Genomic DNA, 15502 nt, shown 5'->3' with positions numbered 1-15502 from the left:
TCAGGCATACCCTACCGAGCGGGACCGCGCACGCCAGGCAAACCCCAACACCATCAACAGGCCCAGCCCCGCCATCATTGCTCCCGCCAGCGAAATCGCGGGGTAGCCCAGACCGGCATTGATCACCGCGCCGCCCAGCACCGCGCCAATGGCGTTGCCGAAGTTGAACGCGCCGATGTTCACCGCCGAGGCCAGGTTCGGTGCGTCTTTCGCGGCTTCCATCACCCGCATCTGCAACGGCGGCACCAAGGCAAAACTCGCCGCGCCCCAGACCAGAATCGCCAGCGCGGTCGGCAGCGGCCAGCGCATGAGCACCGAGAACGCCAGCAACACTACGATCAACACCACCAGCGAGACGATCAATGTCCGGTCGACCGAGCGATCCGCCGCCTTGCCGCCCCACACGTTGCCCAGCGTCAGGCCCACACCGAACAGCACCAGCATGGCGGTGATGAACCCGGTGGAGGCGTGGGTTTCACTTTGCAGAATCGGCGCGATGTAGGTGAACACCGTGAACATCGCGCCCGAGCCGATGACCGTCAGCGCCAGGGCCGACAGCACCGATCCCCGGAGCAACACCCGAACCTCCGCCATCACGCCGTCACTCTTCGGCAGTGGCAGGTTAGGCAAGGCGAACCAGAGGGAAATCATCGCCACGAAGCCAAGGCCGGCAATGCCCCAGAACGCCGTTCGCCAGCCCAGCATTTCGCCGAACCAACTGGCCAGCGGCACCCCGCCAATCGTAGCGATGGTCAGCCCCATGAACATGGCCGCAACGGCCCCTGCCCGTTTCTCAGGCGCCACCACGCTGGCAGCGACAATCGAGCCAATGCCAAAAAAAGCGCCGTGGTTCAGTGAGGTCACCACCCGGGCGATGAGCAGACTTTCGTAGTTGGTCGCCAGCGCCGACATCAGGTTGCCCAACGTGAAAATGGCCATCAAGCCGATCAGCAGAGCACGCCGTGGAATTTTTCCGGTGGTCAGGGTCATCAGGGGTGCGCCGATCAGCACGCCCAACGCGTAGGCGCTGACCAACAGGCCAGCAGTGGGGATGGAAACGCCGAGGTCGGCGGCAATACCGGGCAACATGCCCATGGGCGCAAACTCGGTCACGCCGATGCCAAAGGCACCGATCGAGAGCGCGATGAGGGGTGGATTGATACGCATGAGAGGCTCCTTATCTATGCCGCAAATGCTACGATCCCCGCTTTAAAGGCGGTAGACCGCATTCTGTACAAGCACTTTTGCGCCAGGAGCACAAATGGACCTCAACGGTAAGTCGGGTGAGATGGAGGTGTTCGCCAAGGTGGCCCAGACGGGGAGCCTATCAGCGGCTGCCCGGGCACTGGACCTCACGCCCTCGGCCGTCAGCCGGATCATCGCCCGTACCGAACAACGCATCGGAACCCGCCTGCTATTGCGCACGACCCGGGCGATTGCCCTCACCGTCGAAGGCGAAACGTACCTGCGCGGTGCGCGGCGCATTCTGGCGGACATGGCCGAAGTCGAAGAAGCCATCACAAGCCAGGGTGTCCCACGAGGGCGCCTGAGGGTCAGCGCAGCGCTGGCACACGGTCGCCTTACCATCGTGCCGCTGATCGCTGCGTTCAGCGCGCAGTACCCGGAAATCCTCGTCGATCTGACCCTGGGCGACGAAATCGTCGACATTCTCGCGGGCCAGGCCGACGTGGCGATCCGCTTCGGTGACCTGCCCGACAGCCCCTTGACTGCCCGCTGCATCGGCGAAACCGGCCAGGTGATCGTCGCCTCCCCCGGCTATGTCGAACAACACGGCCTGCCCCTCGAACCCGAAGACCTCACCCGCCACAACTGCTTGCGCTTCAATTTTCGCCGCGCCGCAGACGGTTGGCCGTTCTGTCGCAACGGCGAACATTTTTCCCTCAAAGTCAGCGGCAGCCTCGAATGCAGCAGCGGTGAAGCGCTTTCACAACTGGCGATACTCGGCGCAGGCATCGCGCGCATCGGCGCGTTCTCCGTGGCCGAGGACATCGAACGCGGTCTGCTCATCCCCCTGCTGGAAGCCTACAACCCCGGCGACCGCGAACCGATCCACGCCGTGTTCGTGGGCGGCTCGACCATGACGGCGCGGGTTCGGGTATTCGTGGATTTCTTGCTGGAGCACCACGGGGGATGGTGATGCCAACCGCCGTAGCTGCGCGGCGTGGTAGTGCTACGAAAAACCTGACACACCATGCCCCCCGTGGGAGCGGTTCATTCTGGGCGGCATACCGACGAAAAATCGATCAGGCGACAGAGGTGTATCGGCTGTACCCACCTTTCGCGAATGAATTCGCTCCCACAGGTTTCTCGGCAGTGCGTGATCGTGCGAATGACATCACCCCCTGTATTCGCACGGCTTGCCGACGGTGGCGCTCTTCAGATGTCACCGCCGCCCAGCCGGACGGCTACAGGAAGGTCGCGCCTATTGCTTTCATAAAAAACCTGAGGATTACTGTCCGCCCCACCCCTCAACGAGACCTGCCGCCATGTTCGACCCCGCCTCTCTCGTGACCTACGTCGCTGTCGTCCTCGGTCTGTTTCTGATTCCCGGTCCAGCGGTATTGCTGGTGATCACCCGCACACTGCAAGGCGGTCGAAAGCTGGGCATTGCGACGGGGTTGGGGATTGCAGCGGGAGATCTGCTTCACACCTTGAGCGCCGCACTCGGGTTGTCGGCGATTCTGATGACGTCGGCCACCGCGTTCAACGCGGTAAAACTGGCCGGCGCCTGTTATCTGATTTACCTCGGTGTCCGGGCGTTCGTCGCCAAACCCGGCGCCACAAGCCACCCGGACCTGCCCGCCGTCAGCGCGAAGCAAGCGTTTCTGCAAGCCGTGGGCACCGAAATCCTGAACCCGAAAACGGCGATCTTCTTCCTTGCCTTTCTGCCCCAGTTCGTTCACGCCGGAGCCGATTCTTCATTGGTGCAGTTCGCCCTGCTGGGGCTGATTTTCTCCGGACTGAGCGTTGCGTACACCAGCCTCATCGCGATTGCCATCCGCCCATTGGGGCGCTGCATCAAAGGCCTGGCGAAACTCCGTCGCTGGGAAGGAAAACTGATCGGCACGCTGTTCGTGGGGTTGGGATTGAAGGTGGCGTTGCAGCAGCGGTAAGCGAACGCAGTGCCCGCGATCATTTCACTGCATGGAATGATCAATTGCGATTTCCAGGGATTGTCCCCAGCCGCCCGAACATCAACCATTCCGTTCATGACTGACGGCTTGCGAGCCGGAGGTGCGTCCACGTGAATGGAGAGACGATGTGAAAAAGGTTTTGATGTTACTCGCCAATGGCGTTGAACCCATGGAAATGGCGGCGTTCACCGACATCTTGGGTTGGGCCGACTTGGTAGGAGACGAAAAGATCGAACTGGTGATGGCAGGTCTGCGGGAGGAGATCACCTCGACGTTTGGCCTGGTGATTCGCCCCAATCGGCAGTTGGCCGATCTGGACCTGAATGCGTTCGACGCCTTGGCATTGCCGGGTGGTTTCGAACCCAGCGGGTTTTACGAGGAAGCGCTGAGTGAGCCATTTCTGGAGACGATCCGCCACTTCGTCGAGGCCGACAAGATCGTCGCCAGCGTCTGTGTCTCCTCGTTGTGCCTGGGCCGGGCGGGTGTGCTGCACGACCGCCACGCCACGGTTTATCACCAGGTGGGCGGACGCCGAAAGCAGCAACTGGTGGAGACCGGTGCCACGTTCGTCGACCAACCGGTGGTGCGAGACGGGAAGCTGATCACATCCACTGGACCGGGCACGGCGTCGGAAGTGGCGTTTCTGCTGGTCGAGATGCTGACCAACGCGAACAACGCTGCACGGCTTCGAGAGAAGATGCGCTTTCCTACGCCTTCCGAGGCCTGGTTCACAACGCCGCAGGTGCCAGCCGCGTGACCCGCCGCCAACCGTTATGAGGACAGCAGGTCGCGCAGGCGGCCACCGAGGGTGTCGATCTCGAACGGCTTGGTCAGCAACTGCATACCCGGCTGAAGCTGACCGCTGTCGAGCACGAAACTTTCGGCGTACCCGGTCACGAACAGCGTTTTGAGCGCGGGTCGTACTTCCCGTCCCGCGTCGGCCATTTGCCAACCATTCATGCCGCCCGGCAGGCCGATGTCGGTGACCAGCACGTCGATGTGCATGTCCGAGCGCAGCAGCCTGAGTCCGGCGAGGCTGTCGGCAGCTTCGATCACGGTGTAACCGAGCTCACCCAACACGTCCGCCAGCAGCATGCGCACGGTGGGTTCGTCGTCTACCAGCAACACGGTTTCCCCGTACCGTGCGACATCTACGGCAGAGATTTTCCGGGGCGACGCTTCCGGCACCCCTTCTTCATGGTGGCGCGGCAAGTAGATGAACACGCTCGTGCCCTCGCCCACGCGGGACTGAATCCGCACCTGGCCGCCCGACTGTTGGGCGAAACCGTAGATCATCGACAGCCCAAGCCCTGTGCCCTGCCCCATGGGTTTGGTGGTGAAGAACGGTTCGAAGGCATGGGCGATCACCTCAGGCGTCATGCCGATGCCGGTGTCGCTGACGCACAGACACAGGTAGTGCCCTTCCGACATGTCGTGAGCAAGCGCGGTCTCGCGATTGACGTATTCGTTGGACGTCCTGAGCGTGATGCATCCGCCGTCGGGCATGGCATCCCGGGCGTTGATGCACAGGTTGAGTAACGCGTTTTCCAGCTGGCTCGCGTCGACAAACGCCGGCCACAAATCAGCGGCACCGGCGGTTTCCAGCGTGATGCCGGGGCCGACGGTCCGCTGGACCAGCTCGATCATCCCGTGCATCAGCGTGTTGACGTGGGTGGCGCGCGGTTCGAGGGCCTGGCGTCGCGAGAAGGCCAGCAGGCGATGGGTAAGCGCGGCGGCCCGCTTTGCGCCACCCTGAGCGGCGGCCATGTATTTGTCCACCTCGGCCAGCCGGCCCTGAACGATCCGTTTGCCCATGAGTTCGAGGGAGCCCGAAATGCCCGCCAGCAGGTTGTTGAAGTCGTGGGCCAGCCCGCCCGTCAGTTGCCCAACGGCCTCCATTTTTTGCGACTGACGCAGTTTTTCTTCGGCCTGCATCAGATCGGCGGTGCGTTCGGCGACGCGCTGTTCCAGGGTTTCGTTCAGGCGGCGCAGCTCGGCGGCGCCTTGACGCTGCTGCTCTTCGATTTCCAGCAGCATGGCGCAGGTGCGTGCCAGTTCCTGTTCCCGCGTACGCAACGACTCTTCTGCAATCGTGCGTTCGAGAAGGTCGGCAGCCTGGCGCGACAGAATGTCCAGCAACCTCAAGTCGCGCTCGGACGGCTGGTGAGGTTGGCTCCAATGGGTGGAAATCATGCCCAGCAGGTCGCCACTGCGCGACAGCAGCGGCGTCGTCTGCGCGGCACGGATGCCGGTGCGGCGAAAGGCTTGCAGGTCTTCGGTGCCTGAAATGTCGGCCCATTGTTCGAAGTCGGGGATGACGGCTCGTTCGCCCAGTTTCAGCGCCATCGTGCAACTGCTGTAGGCCGTGGGGCTGACCCATTGCCAGAATCCGATGGCTTCGGGGGGGAGGCCCCGAGAAGCCAGCAGTTGAAGCTCACCCCCATGCCCTGACGCGTGGTCGGGAGGGCAAAGTTTCTGCATCGTGCCGAACTGCGAACCGGTAATGGACACCGCTGCATCGACGATCTTGCCGTACAGGGCTTCAAGGTCCTGCTCGCCTATCAGCGCCATGCTGATGGTGTGCAGCAGTTCGATGTCGGACAGATCATCCTTTGACGTCGCGGACGCGGCGGACGAAGGTGCTGTAGGGATGGCGTTTAGAGGGGTCATGGCTGCTCCTGTGGAGCCCGTATTCACGGGTGGCAGACTACCAGCAAACCCCTCGAATCGCGATGCAGATTGCCTTCAGGTCACGACTAACCTGTCGGGACTGGAAACGCCCTTCATGCGTACCGGTTCTTGACCATGCAGCCACAAAAAAGAGCCTCTTCACAGAGACTCCTTAGTTCAACGTTTACCGCGTTGTACAACGCTTATACGTTTCAAGCGACGTAATCGACTTTCTCTTCAGTGAACAATACGAGTGTCTTTGAACGGTCGAGAAAGTTCTCGTCATCGACCGCAACGATTTCGTCCCACTTCGGAGAACCGATCACTTTATAAATGGCTTCTTTGTTGGCGAACCAGGCTTCCGCATAACCGTCGAACGGGGCCGCAGGCACGCCTTCCGGGAGGCCGCCGACGTTGTGCTGCTGCACATAACGAATGGTGTGCTCCAACACTTCTGGCACTGTTTGTACGATGGGCCAGTGCACATTTGCCCAGTATTCGCTGAATTGTTCGAACGTGAGATCCGAACGGCGGGTGAGGAATAAACTCATCTTGATCATGACAACGACTCCAAATACAGGACAGCCCGAAGTTGACGAAAAGTCTGCCTGTCGGGCGATACAGGTGAAGCCGAACGATAACATCGGCGTCCGCCAGTTCCGACGGCGGGCGAGGTATAAGACTTATTCAGATATTTAGGTGTTACACGAACACCGCAGCGGTTAGGGTCTGCGCGGGTCGCGTTCTAGCTTGACTCACTCGGGGCAGAGATCGACATCGCTCAGCGCGTCGATCATGAACTCCACGAATGCCCGGGCGGCGGGTTTCGGCGTCTGCCCTCCCGGATAAAGTGCGTAGGCGTCCACCGCACCCAGGTTCCAGTCGGCCATGACCCGCACCAGACTGCCGGTTTCAATGTCGGCGATAAGCGCGGGAACGGTCGCGACCACCAGCCCAAGGCCTTCCTTCCCCGCGACGACCCCCGCATCCGTTCCCGTGACGGTCAGGTTGCCGTGAGTCTCGACGGGTATTTCCAGCCCGTTCTGTTCGATCAACAGCGTTCGGGCGGCCACCGGTCCCGACACGACGAAGCGGTGCGCAGTCAGATCGGACGGCGATGAGGGCGTGCCCTGTTGGCGGAGGTAATCCGGGGCGCCCGCCATGATCAGCGGCCAACTGCCCACCTTGCGCGCCAACGCACTGGAATCGGCCAGCGTGCCGAAGCGCAGCGCCACGTCGATGCCTTCCAGGATAAGGTCCTGACGTCGGTCCTCGGTCGAAAGCAGAACAGTGAGATGCGGGTGTTCGGCCATGAAACCCTTCAAGCGCGGCAGGATGATGCGTGACGCAATAATGGACGCCATGCTCACCCGCAACTCTCCGCGCAACTCGCCACTGCCGCGAATGCGGTAATCGGCTTCGGTCAAGGCATCGAGAATCGGCTGGATGTCCGCGAGGTAGTCCGCCCCGGCCTGGGTCAGCGCCACGGCGCGGGTGGTGCGATTGAACAGGGTCACGCCCAGATGCGCTTCCAGATCAGAAATCATGCGCGAGGTGGTGGGTTGCGACAGTTTCAGCTCCCGTGCCGTTCTGGAAAAACTGCCGGTCTGCGCAAGGCGAACGAACACGCGCAACGCCGCGAACTGGTCGGTCATGGATGTCCTGAAAGGGGCTGGTCGTGGGGAGAGGCTCAAGGTTGCGCCTGGTGAAAACAGGGGCAAATGTAACATAGGCTGCGTGTTGAAGACCTTCGCGAATGAATTCGCTCCCACAGTGGAATCTGGATCAGGCTGCACGATCAACGGCGACGCCATATTTCTGTGGGAGCGAATTCATTCGCGAAAGGACCCGGCAGGCGACACATCGGCGTCAGGCTGCACTTATCCTTCCGGATGACCGCGCCCAGCACTCTCTGCCGTCAAGTCGCGCCTCAGCAGCGTTCACCCCATCGCGCGGGGCCGATAGGCACTGGCGTGTCGGGCTGGACGACAGACCTGTGCACGAAGCTGGGCAATCAGATCGGAAATCGCTCGACTGGTGCCGAGGGACGCCATGGGAATACCGCCGAACACGACATTCAACCCCGTGGCCGGGTCGATGATTTCGATGGTCAGCTCACCGTTGGCCGAGGCCGAACAGGTGGAGCGCATGGGCAGAAAGGCAGATTCAATGATGTGGCGAAGTTCGAGCGTGGAGATGGCCATGTCCGTGTTCCTTGGTGACCTTTATTGTGTGGTCGGTGGACAGTGCCGGTTCGCAGGAAATTCCCAGTATTTTTCGGAAGGCAGACGAACACCCGCTCCCGCCCCTGACCACTCCGATTTCGGCCGTCAGTGAGACAAACCAAAACCGGCATGAGAAGCAGGCGAACCGGGTGTTGAAGGTTATGGCCTGAGGGTCAGGTCAGAGAATCGGCTTGCCCCCCGTCACGCCATAACGGGTGCCGGAAATGTAACTGGCCTCGTCGGACGCCAGCAGGACGTAAATCGGCGCCACTTCGACAGGCTGACCGGGTCTGCCAAGAGGCGTTTCTTCACCGAAGCTTTTGACATCGTCATCGGTCATGGTCGCAACGATCAGCGGCGTCCAGATCGGTCCTGGCGCGACGCTGTTCACGCGGATACCTTTCGGCCCCAGCATCTGTGCCAGACCGGCGCTGAAGTTGGCGATGGCGCCTTTGGTGGTGGCGTACGGCAACAATGTTGGCTTGGGCGAATCCGAATTCACCGAGCTGGTGTTGATGATCGAACTGCCACGGGCCATGGACGGCAGCGCCGCCTTGCAGATGCGAAAAATGGCAGTGATGTTGATGTCAAAGGTCTTCACCCACTCCTCATCGGTAATGTCTTCGAGGCTGTCATGGGTCATCTGGAAGGCAGCGTTGTTGACCAACACGTCGATGCGGCCAAACGCTTTCACGGTGGCATCGACAATGGCCGAGCACTGCTCTTTTTTCGCCAGGTCCCCCGGCAGCAGCAGGCACTGCCGCCCCGCTTCTTCCACCCAACGCGCGGTCTCTTTCGCATCCTCATGCTCGTCGAGGTACGACAGCGCCACGTCGGCGCCTTCACGGGCAAACGCGATGGCGACGGCGCGGCCAATGCCGCTGTCGGCGCCGGTAATCAGCGCGATCTTGTTGGCCAGGCGGCCCGAACCTTTGTAGCTGTTTTCGCCGCAATCCGGGTACGGGTCCATTCGGCTCTGATCACCGGGCACCGGCTGCTGTTGAGGCTTGAACGGTGGTTTCGGGTAATCGGTCATGGTGCTCTCCTTTAAAAAGTCCAGACGCAACGTGCGCGTCTAGGGTGGACTTTGCGTGGGCGAAAGGAGTTCGGACTTTTTGACCGCTGCCCGGTTCGGAGGCAGACCGCGCTGTTCATAAGGGTCTTCCATGACCCAATCACCACTGCGCGTCAGGACGCCATGCGCTGTTGCTCACCCTCGCACGCGTGGCGGTATTGCTTCAGCACATGGGCAATCGCCGCCAGCACGAGGCCTTTCGCCGAGCTGTCGCCTTTGCCGTTCGCCACATGGGGATAGAGGTGTGGCAGGAACTGGCTGATCAGGGTTTCGCTGATCGGCTGCTCTCCCAGCGCCTGAAACAGGACCTCCACCGCTTCGCTCGCCGGTTCCGACGGCCAGTAGTAACGGATGCGATCGCTGTAGCTGAAGTGCCGTTGCAGGCGCAGCGCCGATTCGTCGCCGTGGTAATAGCGGTTCCAGTGCTGGGGCTGCTGACGCATCAGGTTTTCCATGACGTCATGCACGTGGCCCTGTTCCGGCAAGACCTGCAGCGTCGCGGCGATCTGTTCGAGGGCATACAAGGCTTCGCGCAGCGCGAACGTCAGGCCGGGGCCGACCTTGAGGATGGCAAACCCGTCGCGGACCAGTTCACCAAGGGCCGTCAGCGGCTGGTAGTCGGTGGAATGGGCCTCGAACACCACCTGCCTTTCGGTCTGCAACACCGCACTCAACGCACGCGCCTTGGGAGCGTCGTACACCACCACGTTTTCATTGCCGAACTCGACGCCGGGCTGCACCACCAACCCGACAATCCGCCCGTAGGCCTCTTGCAGATCGAGGGCGGCAAACGCCTCACGATGGAGCGCCAGAGTCGCCTGGGCGTCCTGCGGCGTGGTCACGGCAAGGTCTTCGACCTTCTCCAGCGCACCGCCAGGCACCGGGACTTCGGTGCCGACGACGTACACCGGTGGCGGCATGCCGGAGCGCGTGACCGCCCGCTCCACCACGGCCGCCAGACGCGCGGCACGCTCGGCGATCAACGCCCCCGGCAACGGCTCGGCGTCTCCCGCGCAGGCCATGCTGGCGTCGAGGTGAATCTTCGAAAAGCCGGCGCGGGCATACGCGTCGAGCATCGCTTCGGCCTTCACCATCGCCGTCTCGGCGGGCAAGTCCTTCCAGGGGTTGGGCCCTAAATGATCCCCTCCCAGAATCAGGCGCTCGGCGTCGAAGCCCACGCGCTGCGCGATGTCGAGAACGAACTGCCGAAAGTCCGCAGGGGTCATGCCCGTGTAGCCCCCCTCGTGATTGACCTGATTGCACGTGGCCTCGATCAGTACGGGCCCCTGATGCCCTGTCGCCTCACGCAGGGCCGCTTCAATCACCAATGGGTGCGCCGAACAAATGGACGTGATGCCGACAGGTCGAGCCTGTGCGTGAGCTTTCACCAATTCCTGAAGATAATGAGCCTGCATGACCAAAGCCTCTGGATGACGTTGAAGCGTCACCATAGAGAGCCAAACGATCACAATCAATCATATTTTTGATTGACAGTGATTTTTTAAGGCTTATATTTCATTCCCATGAATCACTAAAGAGCAATCACAGTGACTAAAGACGAGCGTTTATCGCTGATCTGCCAGCACCTCTACAGCCATGGCGAAAGCACGATCCAGGCCATCGCGGATGTGACCGAGGCGTCCCTGGCGACTATTCGCCGGGACCTGCTGACCCTGGAAGCGGACGGCACGATCCATCGCACCCACGGCGGCGCACGCATTGCCAAGAATGCAGGCGTCGAGGTTGCGTTCGATCTGCGGGAAAACCAGAACCTCTACGCCAAGCGCGCCATTGCCGAAGTGGCCTATGAGCGGATCGTTCCCGGCTCCACTGTCTTCCTCGATGCAGGCACCACGGTGCTGCAACTGGCGCGGCGTCTGCGTCTCGACCCGGTGCCGCTGTCGGTCTTCACCAACTGCCTGAACGTCGCGCAAGTGCTGATGAACACCCCCGGCATCACCATCGTCCTGCTGGGCGGGCAATTACGCGCCGAGAACGCGTCGATGGTCGGTGCGCTGGCCGAGGCGATGATCGAAAACCTCTGGTTCGATCAGCTGTTTCTGGGCGCGGGCGCGATTGCCCCGGACGCCTGCATCTACAGCCTTGACGCCAGCGAAGCCCAGTTGAACCAGAAAATGCTGGCCCGCGCTGGCGGCACCTGGCTGCTGGTGGACTCCAGCAAATTCGACCAACGCCTGACCTACCGCGTCGCCCCTTTGACTGAAGCGCTCACAGTCGTCAGCGACGAACAGTTGAGCAGCAAATGGCAGGCCCGCCTGAAAGAATTGGGCTGCGGGCTGCTGACCGGCTCCAGCCAATCGATGGCCGCCGAGGACCTCAAGGCATGAACACCTGCATCCTGGGCCTGGACAGCGGAGGCTCGAAAACGCAGTGGGTCGTGGCTGATCGTCAGGGCCGGGTCGTGCAATGGGGAACGAGCGAAGGGCTCGACCCGATGACTCATCCCCAGTGGCGCGAACAGCTGCGGGCGCTGCTGGCAACAGCCGCGGGTACGCCCCTCGCCGCCGCCGTTCTGGGACTGCCGCTGCATGGCGAACTCGACGCGGTGTCAGTGGAGCAGACCGACATCGCCCGGCTGGCATTGCCCTGCCCCGTGACCGTCGAGAACGACGTGCGCATCGCCTTCGACGGCGCATTCACCGGCGCTCACGCAGGGGTGCTGATCCTTGCGGGCACCGGGTCCATGGCCTGGGCGAGTCGGAATGAAGACGACGCCCCGCACCTGCGCGTGGGGGGTTGGGGGGATGTGTTCGGCGACGAAGGCAGCGCGCACTGGATCGGCATTCAGGCCTTGGCATTGGCCAGTCGCACGCTGGATGGACGGGCCACTGCAGCGCGCATGACCCAGGCACTGCTGACGCATCTGGCCCTGAAACCCGATGAATTGATCGATTGGGTGTACGGCCTGCGCAATCGCCGCGCAGGCGTCGCAACGCTGGCCGCTCAGGTCTCGGCATGGGCCGACGCCGGTGATCCGGACGCCCTCGAACTGTTGAACGCTGCCGCCCGCCACCTCGCTGAACACGTCGCGACGGCCTGGCAGCGCATCGGCGGTGTGAACGCCCCGGTCTGGAGCCATGCCGGAGGCGTGTTCAGCCATCCTGGCATCGCCTCCCGGATGACGCGGCTGCTGTCCGCGGCCCCTCTTACGCCCCGTCTGCCACCGGTGGGTGGCGCACTCTGGCGCGCAGCACACAACGCGGGATGGAACCCGGATAACAACTGGATCAACACGCTCGCCTCACACCTGAATCACACGCTTGCACTGCCATCTACCTCCCCCTATCCGATCTAGAGGTTTTGCCATGCTCCGACGCCACCTGATCGCTTCGCTCGCGCTGTTGCCCCTGACGTTCGCCACCCCGGCGTTCGTCCCGCTCGCCAGCGCGGCCAGCGCCACCGAAGTGCTGTTGCCACCTTGGGGCACCTTGCCCAAGGCGATGACGGATCGACTGACAGCCGAGACCCACCTCACGCTGGAAACTCAGACCCTGGGCTGGGATCAGATTCTGACCAAGGTCGCGACCTCGATGATCGCGGGCAGCCCACCGGCGGACGCGACGGAAGTGGACTGGTCGTGGGTCGGGCAGTTCGGAACCGCTAAGTGGTACCAACCGCTGGACGGCGCGGTGGACGCGGCCACCGTGGCTGACATCCCGTCTGCCAAGCTGTTCGTGTTCGACGGCCAGTTGCTGGCGATTCCCTACGCCAACGACTTCCGCGTACTGATCTACAACCGCGATCACCTGCAACGGGCGGGCATCAGCGCGGCGCCGACCACCCCGGATCAGTTGCTGGCAGATGCCAAGGCGATCAAGGCCAAGAACATCACCCAATACCCGATCGCTCTTCCCCTGTCGGCCACCGAAGGCAGTGCCACCGCCTGGTATTTGCTGACCAAGGTGTTCGGTGGCGAGCTGTTCAACGACAAACTGGAGCCGCAATTCGTCAAGCCGGATTCAGCGGGTTACAAGGCGATGGCCTTCGAGGTCGAAGCCCTCAAGGCCGGGCTGATCAGCCCCGCCGCGACAGGTCTCAAGGACGTGGAAGTCCAGGAGCTGTTCAAGAAAGGCGATGCCTCCTTCGACCTCGCCGGTTGGGCAGGCAACGTGGCGGTCTACAGCGACCCGGCCAAATCCCAGGTCGCGGATCACGTCGCCGCCGCCCTGATGCTGACCACCACCGGCACGGCGCGCACCATCGGTTTGCCGGAAGCGGTCGGCATACCGGCCACCGCGAAAAACAAGGAAGGGGCGAAGGCGTTCATCAACTGGTTCATCAAGCCGCAGAACCAGATCGAAAGCTATGAAACCCTGGGCAACCTCCCGACCCGCACCAGCGTCCTCAAACAGCTCAACAGCGAAGGTAAGCTCAAGAGCGGTGACGTGATCCTGCAACAGGCCGGTCTGGTGGACCCGCTGTTCAAGCAAGGCACCCCGGTCTGGTACCCGCAGTTCACCAGCGCGGTCTCCAGTGCGCTGAATCAGGCCGCCAAAGGTGAGTTGACGGTCGATCAGGCGGTGGCCCAGATCGCCCGCGAAGCCCAGAGTGCGATGCAGCCGTGATGAATCTGAACGCGATCCGCGAGCGGCTGCGCCCGGTGCCGGGCGAGACTTGGCTCGGGCTGGTGTACGTCCTTCCGATCATTGTGGTCATGGCCAGTCTGGTGTTTGTGCCGCTGGTGACCACGGTGCTCGACAGCCTGTACCGCATCGACCCGATGCGCCCGGGCAGCCCCTTCATCGGGCTGCTGAATTACCAGAACCTGGCCACTGACAGCAACGTGCAGCACGCCACCTGGAACACCTTGATTTACGTGGTGTTGGCCGTGGTCCTGGAAACGGTCGGAGGACTGGGGGCCGCCCTGCTGCTGAACAAGGTCCGTCACGGGCGCCAGTGGTTGCTGGCAGCCCTGGTGCTGCCGTGGTGCCTGCCGCCGGTGGTGAATGCGCTGGTCTGGCTGTGGATCTACAACCCCAGTTACGGCCTGCTCAACAACCTGCTGAAAGCGGTCGGGCTGCTCGACGAAAACGTGGTGTGGTTCAACGACCACAACACCGCCTTGCTGCTGGTGGCACTGGTGCATGTCTGGAGGATGCTGCCCCTCACCGCGATCATTCTGCTCGCGGCGTTGCAGGCGATTCCGGGCGATCTGTACGAAGCCGCCAAGCTCGACGGCGCGGGCCCGCTCAAGTGCTTTCGCATGATCACGCTGCCGCTGATTGCAGGCGGGCTGGCCATTGCGCTGAGCCAGTCCACGGTGTTCGCCTTCAACCTGTTCGACGAGGCCTGGATTCTCAACGGCTCCAGCCTGGACACCCGCAGCCTGATCATTCAGGTGTACATGTCGGCGTTCCAGAACCTGAAGTTCTCCTACGGCATGGCGCTGTCGGTGCTGGCCATGATCGCCTCGCTGGTGGTGTCGATGATTTACGTCCTCAAGGTCTACCGCGAGACGAGGTTCGACTGATGCGCAAACTCACCCTGCAATGGCTGGGCAAGGCCGGATTCGCCCTCGCCGTACTGGTCTTGCTGATCTGGTCGCTTGGCCCGGTGTACTGGGCCGTGATGACCAGCTTCACCGACCCGAAGGACATGCTCAGTCAGCACCTGACGCTGTGGCCGGAACACCCGACGCTGCAACACTTCGCCAAGCTGTTCGGCGCCAGCAGCGTCTCCCAGGGCAACGAAGTGCAGTCGGTCTGGCCGCAATTCTCCCGGGCGTTCATCAACAGTCTGGTGACCTCGGTCGCGGCGACGCTGGTGACACTGGTGGCTGCCGCGTTCGGGGGCTACGCCTTCGTGCGACTGCGCTTTCCGGGCCGAAACCTGCTGTTCGGGCTGGTGGTCGCGAGCATGGCGGTACCGGCGTACACGGTGATGATTCCGCTGTATCGCCTGATGATTTCGCTGCACCTGATCGACACGTACCTGGGCGTCACGCTGATCTACGTGTCCGCGTTTCTGCCGCTGGCGTTGTGGCTCATGCGCAGCGTGTATCAATCGCTGCCGGTGTCCCTCGAAGAGGCCGCCTGGCTGGACGGCGCGGGCCGCACGTACACGCTGATCCGCATCGTTCTGCCGCTGGCGGCGCCCGGCCTGATCGCCACTGCCATCCTCACGTTTCTCAGCGCCTGGGGGCAGTTCATGGTGCCGCTGGTGTTCTCGCCTTCATTGGCCACCAAGTCGCTGACCGTCCTGATTCCCGAATTCGTGACCCGCAACTACGTCGACTACGGCCTGATGAACGCAGCCGGGGTCATCGCCATGCTGCCGCCCGTGTTGCTGGTGATCTTTCTCAACCGTTTCCTCGTGCGCGGCCTCATCGCCGGCGCGACCAAATAACCTTATAAGGA

15 protein-coding genes are annotated in these 15502 nt (G+C 62.3%); 8 read left to right on the top strand and 7 right to left on the bottom strand.

The annotated features are described in order from the left end of the window. Positions 1–1167 carry an MFS transporter gene (locus GVN17_RS11315; RefSeq protein WP_166595346.1) on the bottom strand — a complete coding sequence of 389 codons (1167 nt, stop codon included), beginning with the start codon at positions 1165–1167 and terminating at the stop codon, positions 1–3. Positions 1168–1261: 94 nt separating this feature from the next. On the opposite strand from GVN17_RS11315, the gene GVN17_RS11310 reads away from it, so the two are divergent. The 3 genes from GVN17_RS11310 to GVN17_RS11300 all read left to right on the top strand — a co-directional run bounded on the left by GVN17_RS11310 (position 1262) and on the right by GVN17_RS11300 (position 3912). Next, positions 1262–2158: a LysR family transcriptional regulator gene (locus GVN17_RS11310; RefSeq protein WP_166595345.1), complete on the top strand. Its 897-nt coding sequence runs from the start codon at positions 1262–1264 to the stop codon at positions 2156–2158. Between the two features lie 349 nt (positions 2159–2507). Continuing rightward, complete coding sequence (locus GVN17_RS11305; protein ID WP_166595344.1) at positions 2508–3134, top strand: LysE family translocator; 627 nt, start codon at positions 2508–2510, stop codon at positions 3132–3134. A 148-nt stretch (positions 3135–3282) separates the two neighbouring features. Then, on the top strand, positions 3283–3912 hold the full coding sequence (locus GVN17_RS11300; protein WP_178115719.1) for a DJ-1/PfpI family protein: 630 nt from the start codon (positions 3283–3285) through the stop codon (positions 3910–3912). 14 nt (positions 3913–3926) lie between these two features. On the opposite strand, the gene GVN17_RS11295 is transcribed toward GVN17_RS11300, so the two are convergent. The 6 genes from GVN17_RS11295 to GVN17_RS11270 form a co-directional block, all read right to left on the bottom strand. After that, positions 3927–5825 carry an ATP-binding protein gene (locus tag GVN17_RS11295; RefSeq protein ID WP_166595343.1) on the bottom strand — a complete coding sequence of 633 codons (1899 nt, stop codon included), beginning with the start codon at positions 5823–5825 and terminating at the stop codon, positions 3927–3929. Between the two features lie 212 nt (positions 5826–6037). Continuing rightward, positions 6038–6385: an EthD domain-containing protein gene (locus GVN17_RS11290; protein WP_166595342.1), complete on the bottom strand. Its 348-nt coding sequence runs from the start codon at positions 6383–6385 to the stop codon at positions 6038–6040. Positions 6386–6580: 195 nt separating this feature from the next. Further along, positions 6581–7480 (bottom strand): LysR family transcriptional regulator, encoded by a 900-nt coding sequence (locus GVN17_RS11285; RefSeq protein WP_166595341.1) that lies wholly within the window; start codon positions 7478–7480, stop codon positions 6581–6583. Between the two features lie 285 nt (positions 7481–7765). Beyond that, positions 7766–8029 (bottom strand): DUF1652 domain-containing protein, encoded by a 264-nt coding sequence (locus GVN17_RS11280; protein ID WP_166595340.1) that lies wholly within the window; start codon positions 8027–8029, stop codon positions 7766–7768. 199 nt (positions 8030–8228) lie between these two features. Further along, positions 8229–9086 (bottom strand): SDR family oxidoreductase, encoded by an 858-nt coding sequence (locus GVN17_RS11275; RefSeq protein WP_166595339.1) that lies wholly within the window; start codon positions 9084–9086, stop codon positions 8229–8231. A gap of 152 nt (positions 9087–9238) precedes the next feature. Then, positions 9239–10540 (bottom strand): D-tagatose-bisphosphate aldolase, class II, non-catalytic subunit, encoded by a 1302-nt coding sequence (locus GVN17_RS11270; protein ID WP_166595338.1) that lies wholly within the window; start codon positions 10538–10540, stop codon positions 9239–9241. 132 nt (positions 10541–10672) lie between these two features. Between GVN17_RS11270 and GVN17_RS11265 the strand changes: the two genes are divergently transcribed. From GVN17_RS11265 to GVN17_RS11245, 5 genes are read left to right on the top strand one after another with little or no spacing between them, the layout of a single operon-like run. Further along, a complete protein-coding gene (locus tag GVN17_RS11265) occupies positions 10673–11473 on the top strand; it encodes a DeoR/GlpR family DNA-binding transcription regulator (RefSeq protein ID WP_166595337.1) in 801 nt (266 codons plus the stop codon). Continuing rightward, on the top strand, positions 11470–12441 hold the full coding sequence (locus GVN17_RS11260) for an N-acetylglucosamine kinase (protein ID WP_166595336.1): 972 nt from the start codon (positions 11470–11472) through the stop codon (positions 12439–12441). The genes GVN17_RS11265 and GVN17_RS11260 overlap by 4 nt, the downstream gene beginning before the upstream one ends. A gap of 10 nt (positions 12442–12451) precedes the next feature. After that, positions 12452–13711 carry an extracellular solute-binding protein gene (locus GVN17_RS11255; RefSeq protein ID WP_166595335.1) on the top strand — a complete coding sequence of 420 codons (1260 nt, stop codon included), beginning with the start codon at positions 12452–12454 and terminating at the stop codon, positions 13709–13711. Beyond that, positions 13711–14616 (top strand): carbohydrate ABC transporter permease, encoded by a 906-nt coding sequence (locus GVN17_RS11250; protein ID WP_166595334.1) that lies wholly within the window; start codon positions 13711–13713, stop codon positions 14614–14616. The genes GVN17_RS11255 and GVN17_RS11250 overlap by 1 nt, the downstream gene beginning before the upstream one ends. Beyond that, complete coding sequence (locus GVN17_RS11245; RefSeq protein WP_166595333.1) at positions 14616–15491, top strand: carbohydrate ABC transporter permease; 876 nt, start codon at positions 14616–14618, stop codon at positions 15489–15491. Before GVN17_RS11250 ends, GVN17_RS11245 begins: the two co-directional genes overlap by 1 nt. Positions 15492–15502: the final 11 nt, after the last annotated feature.

Origin of the sequence: Pseudomonas sp. SLFW (genome assembly GCF_009905615.1) — a bacterium.
Lineage (GTDB): Bacteria > Pseudomonadota > Gammaproteobacteria > Pseudomonadales > Pseudomonadaceae > Aquipseudomonas > Aquipseudomonas bambusae.
The sequence above is the reverse complement of the archived record's forward strand: the minus strand, read 5'-3'. Positions and strand labels throughout refer to the sequence as shown.

Coding starts and splice junctions, on each gene's coding strand:
- GVN17_RS11305 (WP_166595344.1), top strand. CDS start 2,508: ATGTTCGACCCCGCCTCTCTCGTGACCTACGTCGCTGTCGTCCTCGGT.
- GVN17_RS11315 (WP_166595346.1), bottom strand. CDS start 1,167: ATGCGTATCAATCCACCCCTCATCGCGCTCTCGATCGGTGCCTTTGGC.
- GVN17_RS11295 (WP_166595343.1), bottom strand. CDS start 5,825: ATGACCCCTCTAAACGCCATCCCTACAGCACCTTCGTCCGCCGCGTCC.
- GVN17_RS11270 (WP_166595338.1), bottom strand. CDS start 10,540: ATGCAGGCTCATTATCTTCAGGAATTGGTGAAAGCTCACGCACAGGCT.
- GVN17_RS11280 (WP_166595340.1), bottom strand. CDS start 8,029: ATGGCCATCTCCACGCTCGAACTTCGCCACATCATTGAATCTGCCTTT.
- GVN17_RS11290 (WP_166595342.1), bottom strand. CDS start 6,385: ATGATCAAGATGAGTTTATTCCTCACCCGCCGTTCGGATCTCACGTTC.
- GVN17_RS11260 (WP_166595336.1), top strand. CDS start 11,470: ATGAACACCTGCATCCTGGGCCTGGACAGCGGAGGCTCGAAAACGCAG.
- GVN17_RS11250 (WP_166595334.1), top strand. CDS start 13,711: ATGAATCTGAACGCGATCCGCGAGCGGCTGCGCCCGGTGCCGGGCGAG.
- GVN17_RS11275 (WP_166595339.1), bottom strand. CDS start 9,086: ATGACCGATTACCCGAAACCACCGTTCAAGCCTCAACAGCAGCCGGTG.
- GVN17_RS11310 (WP_166595345.1), top strand. CDS start 1,262: ATGGACCTCAACGGTAAGTCGGGTGAGATGGAGGTGTTCGCCAAGGTG.
- GVN17_RS11285 (WP_166595341.1), bottom strand. CDS start 7,480: ATGACCGACCAGTTCGCGGCGTTGCGCGTGTTCGTTCGCCTTGCGCAG.
- GVN17_RS11255 (WP_166595335.1), top strand. CDS start 12,452: ATGCTCCGACGCCACCTGATCGCTTCGCTCGCGCTGTTGCCCCTGACG.
- GVN17_RS11245 (WP_166595333.1), top strand. CDS start 14,616: ATGCGCAAACTCACCCTGCAATGGCTGGGCAAGGCCGGATTCGCCCTC.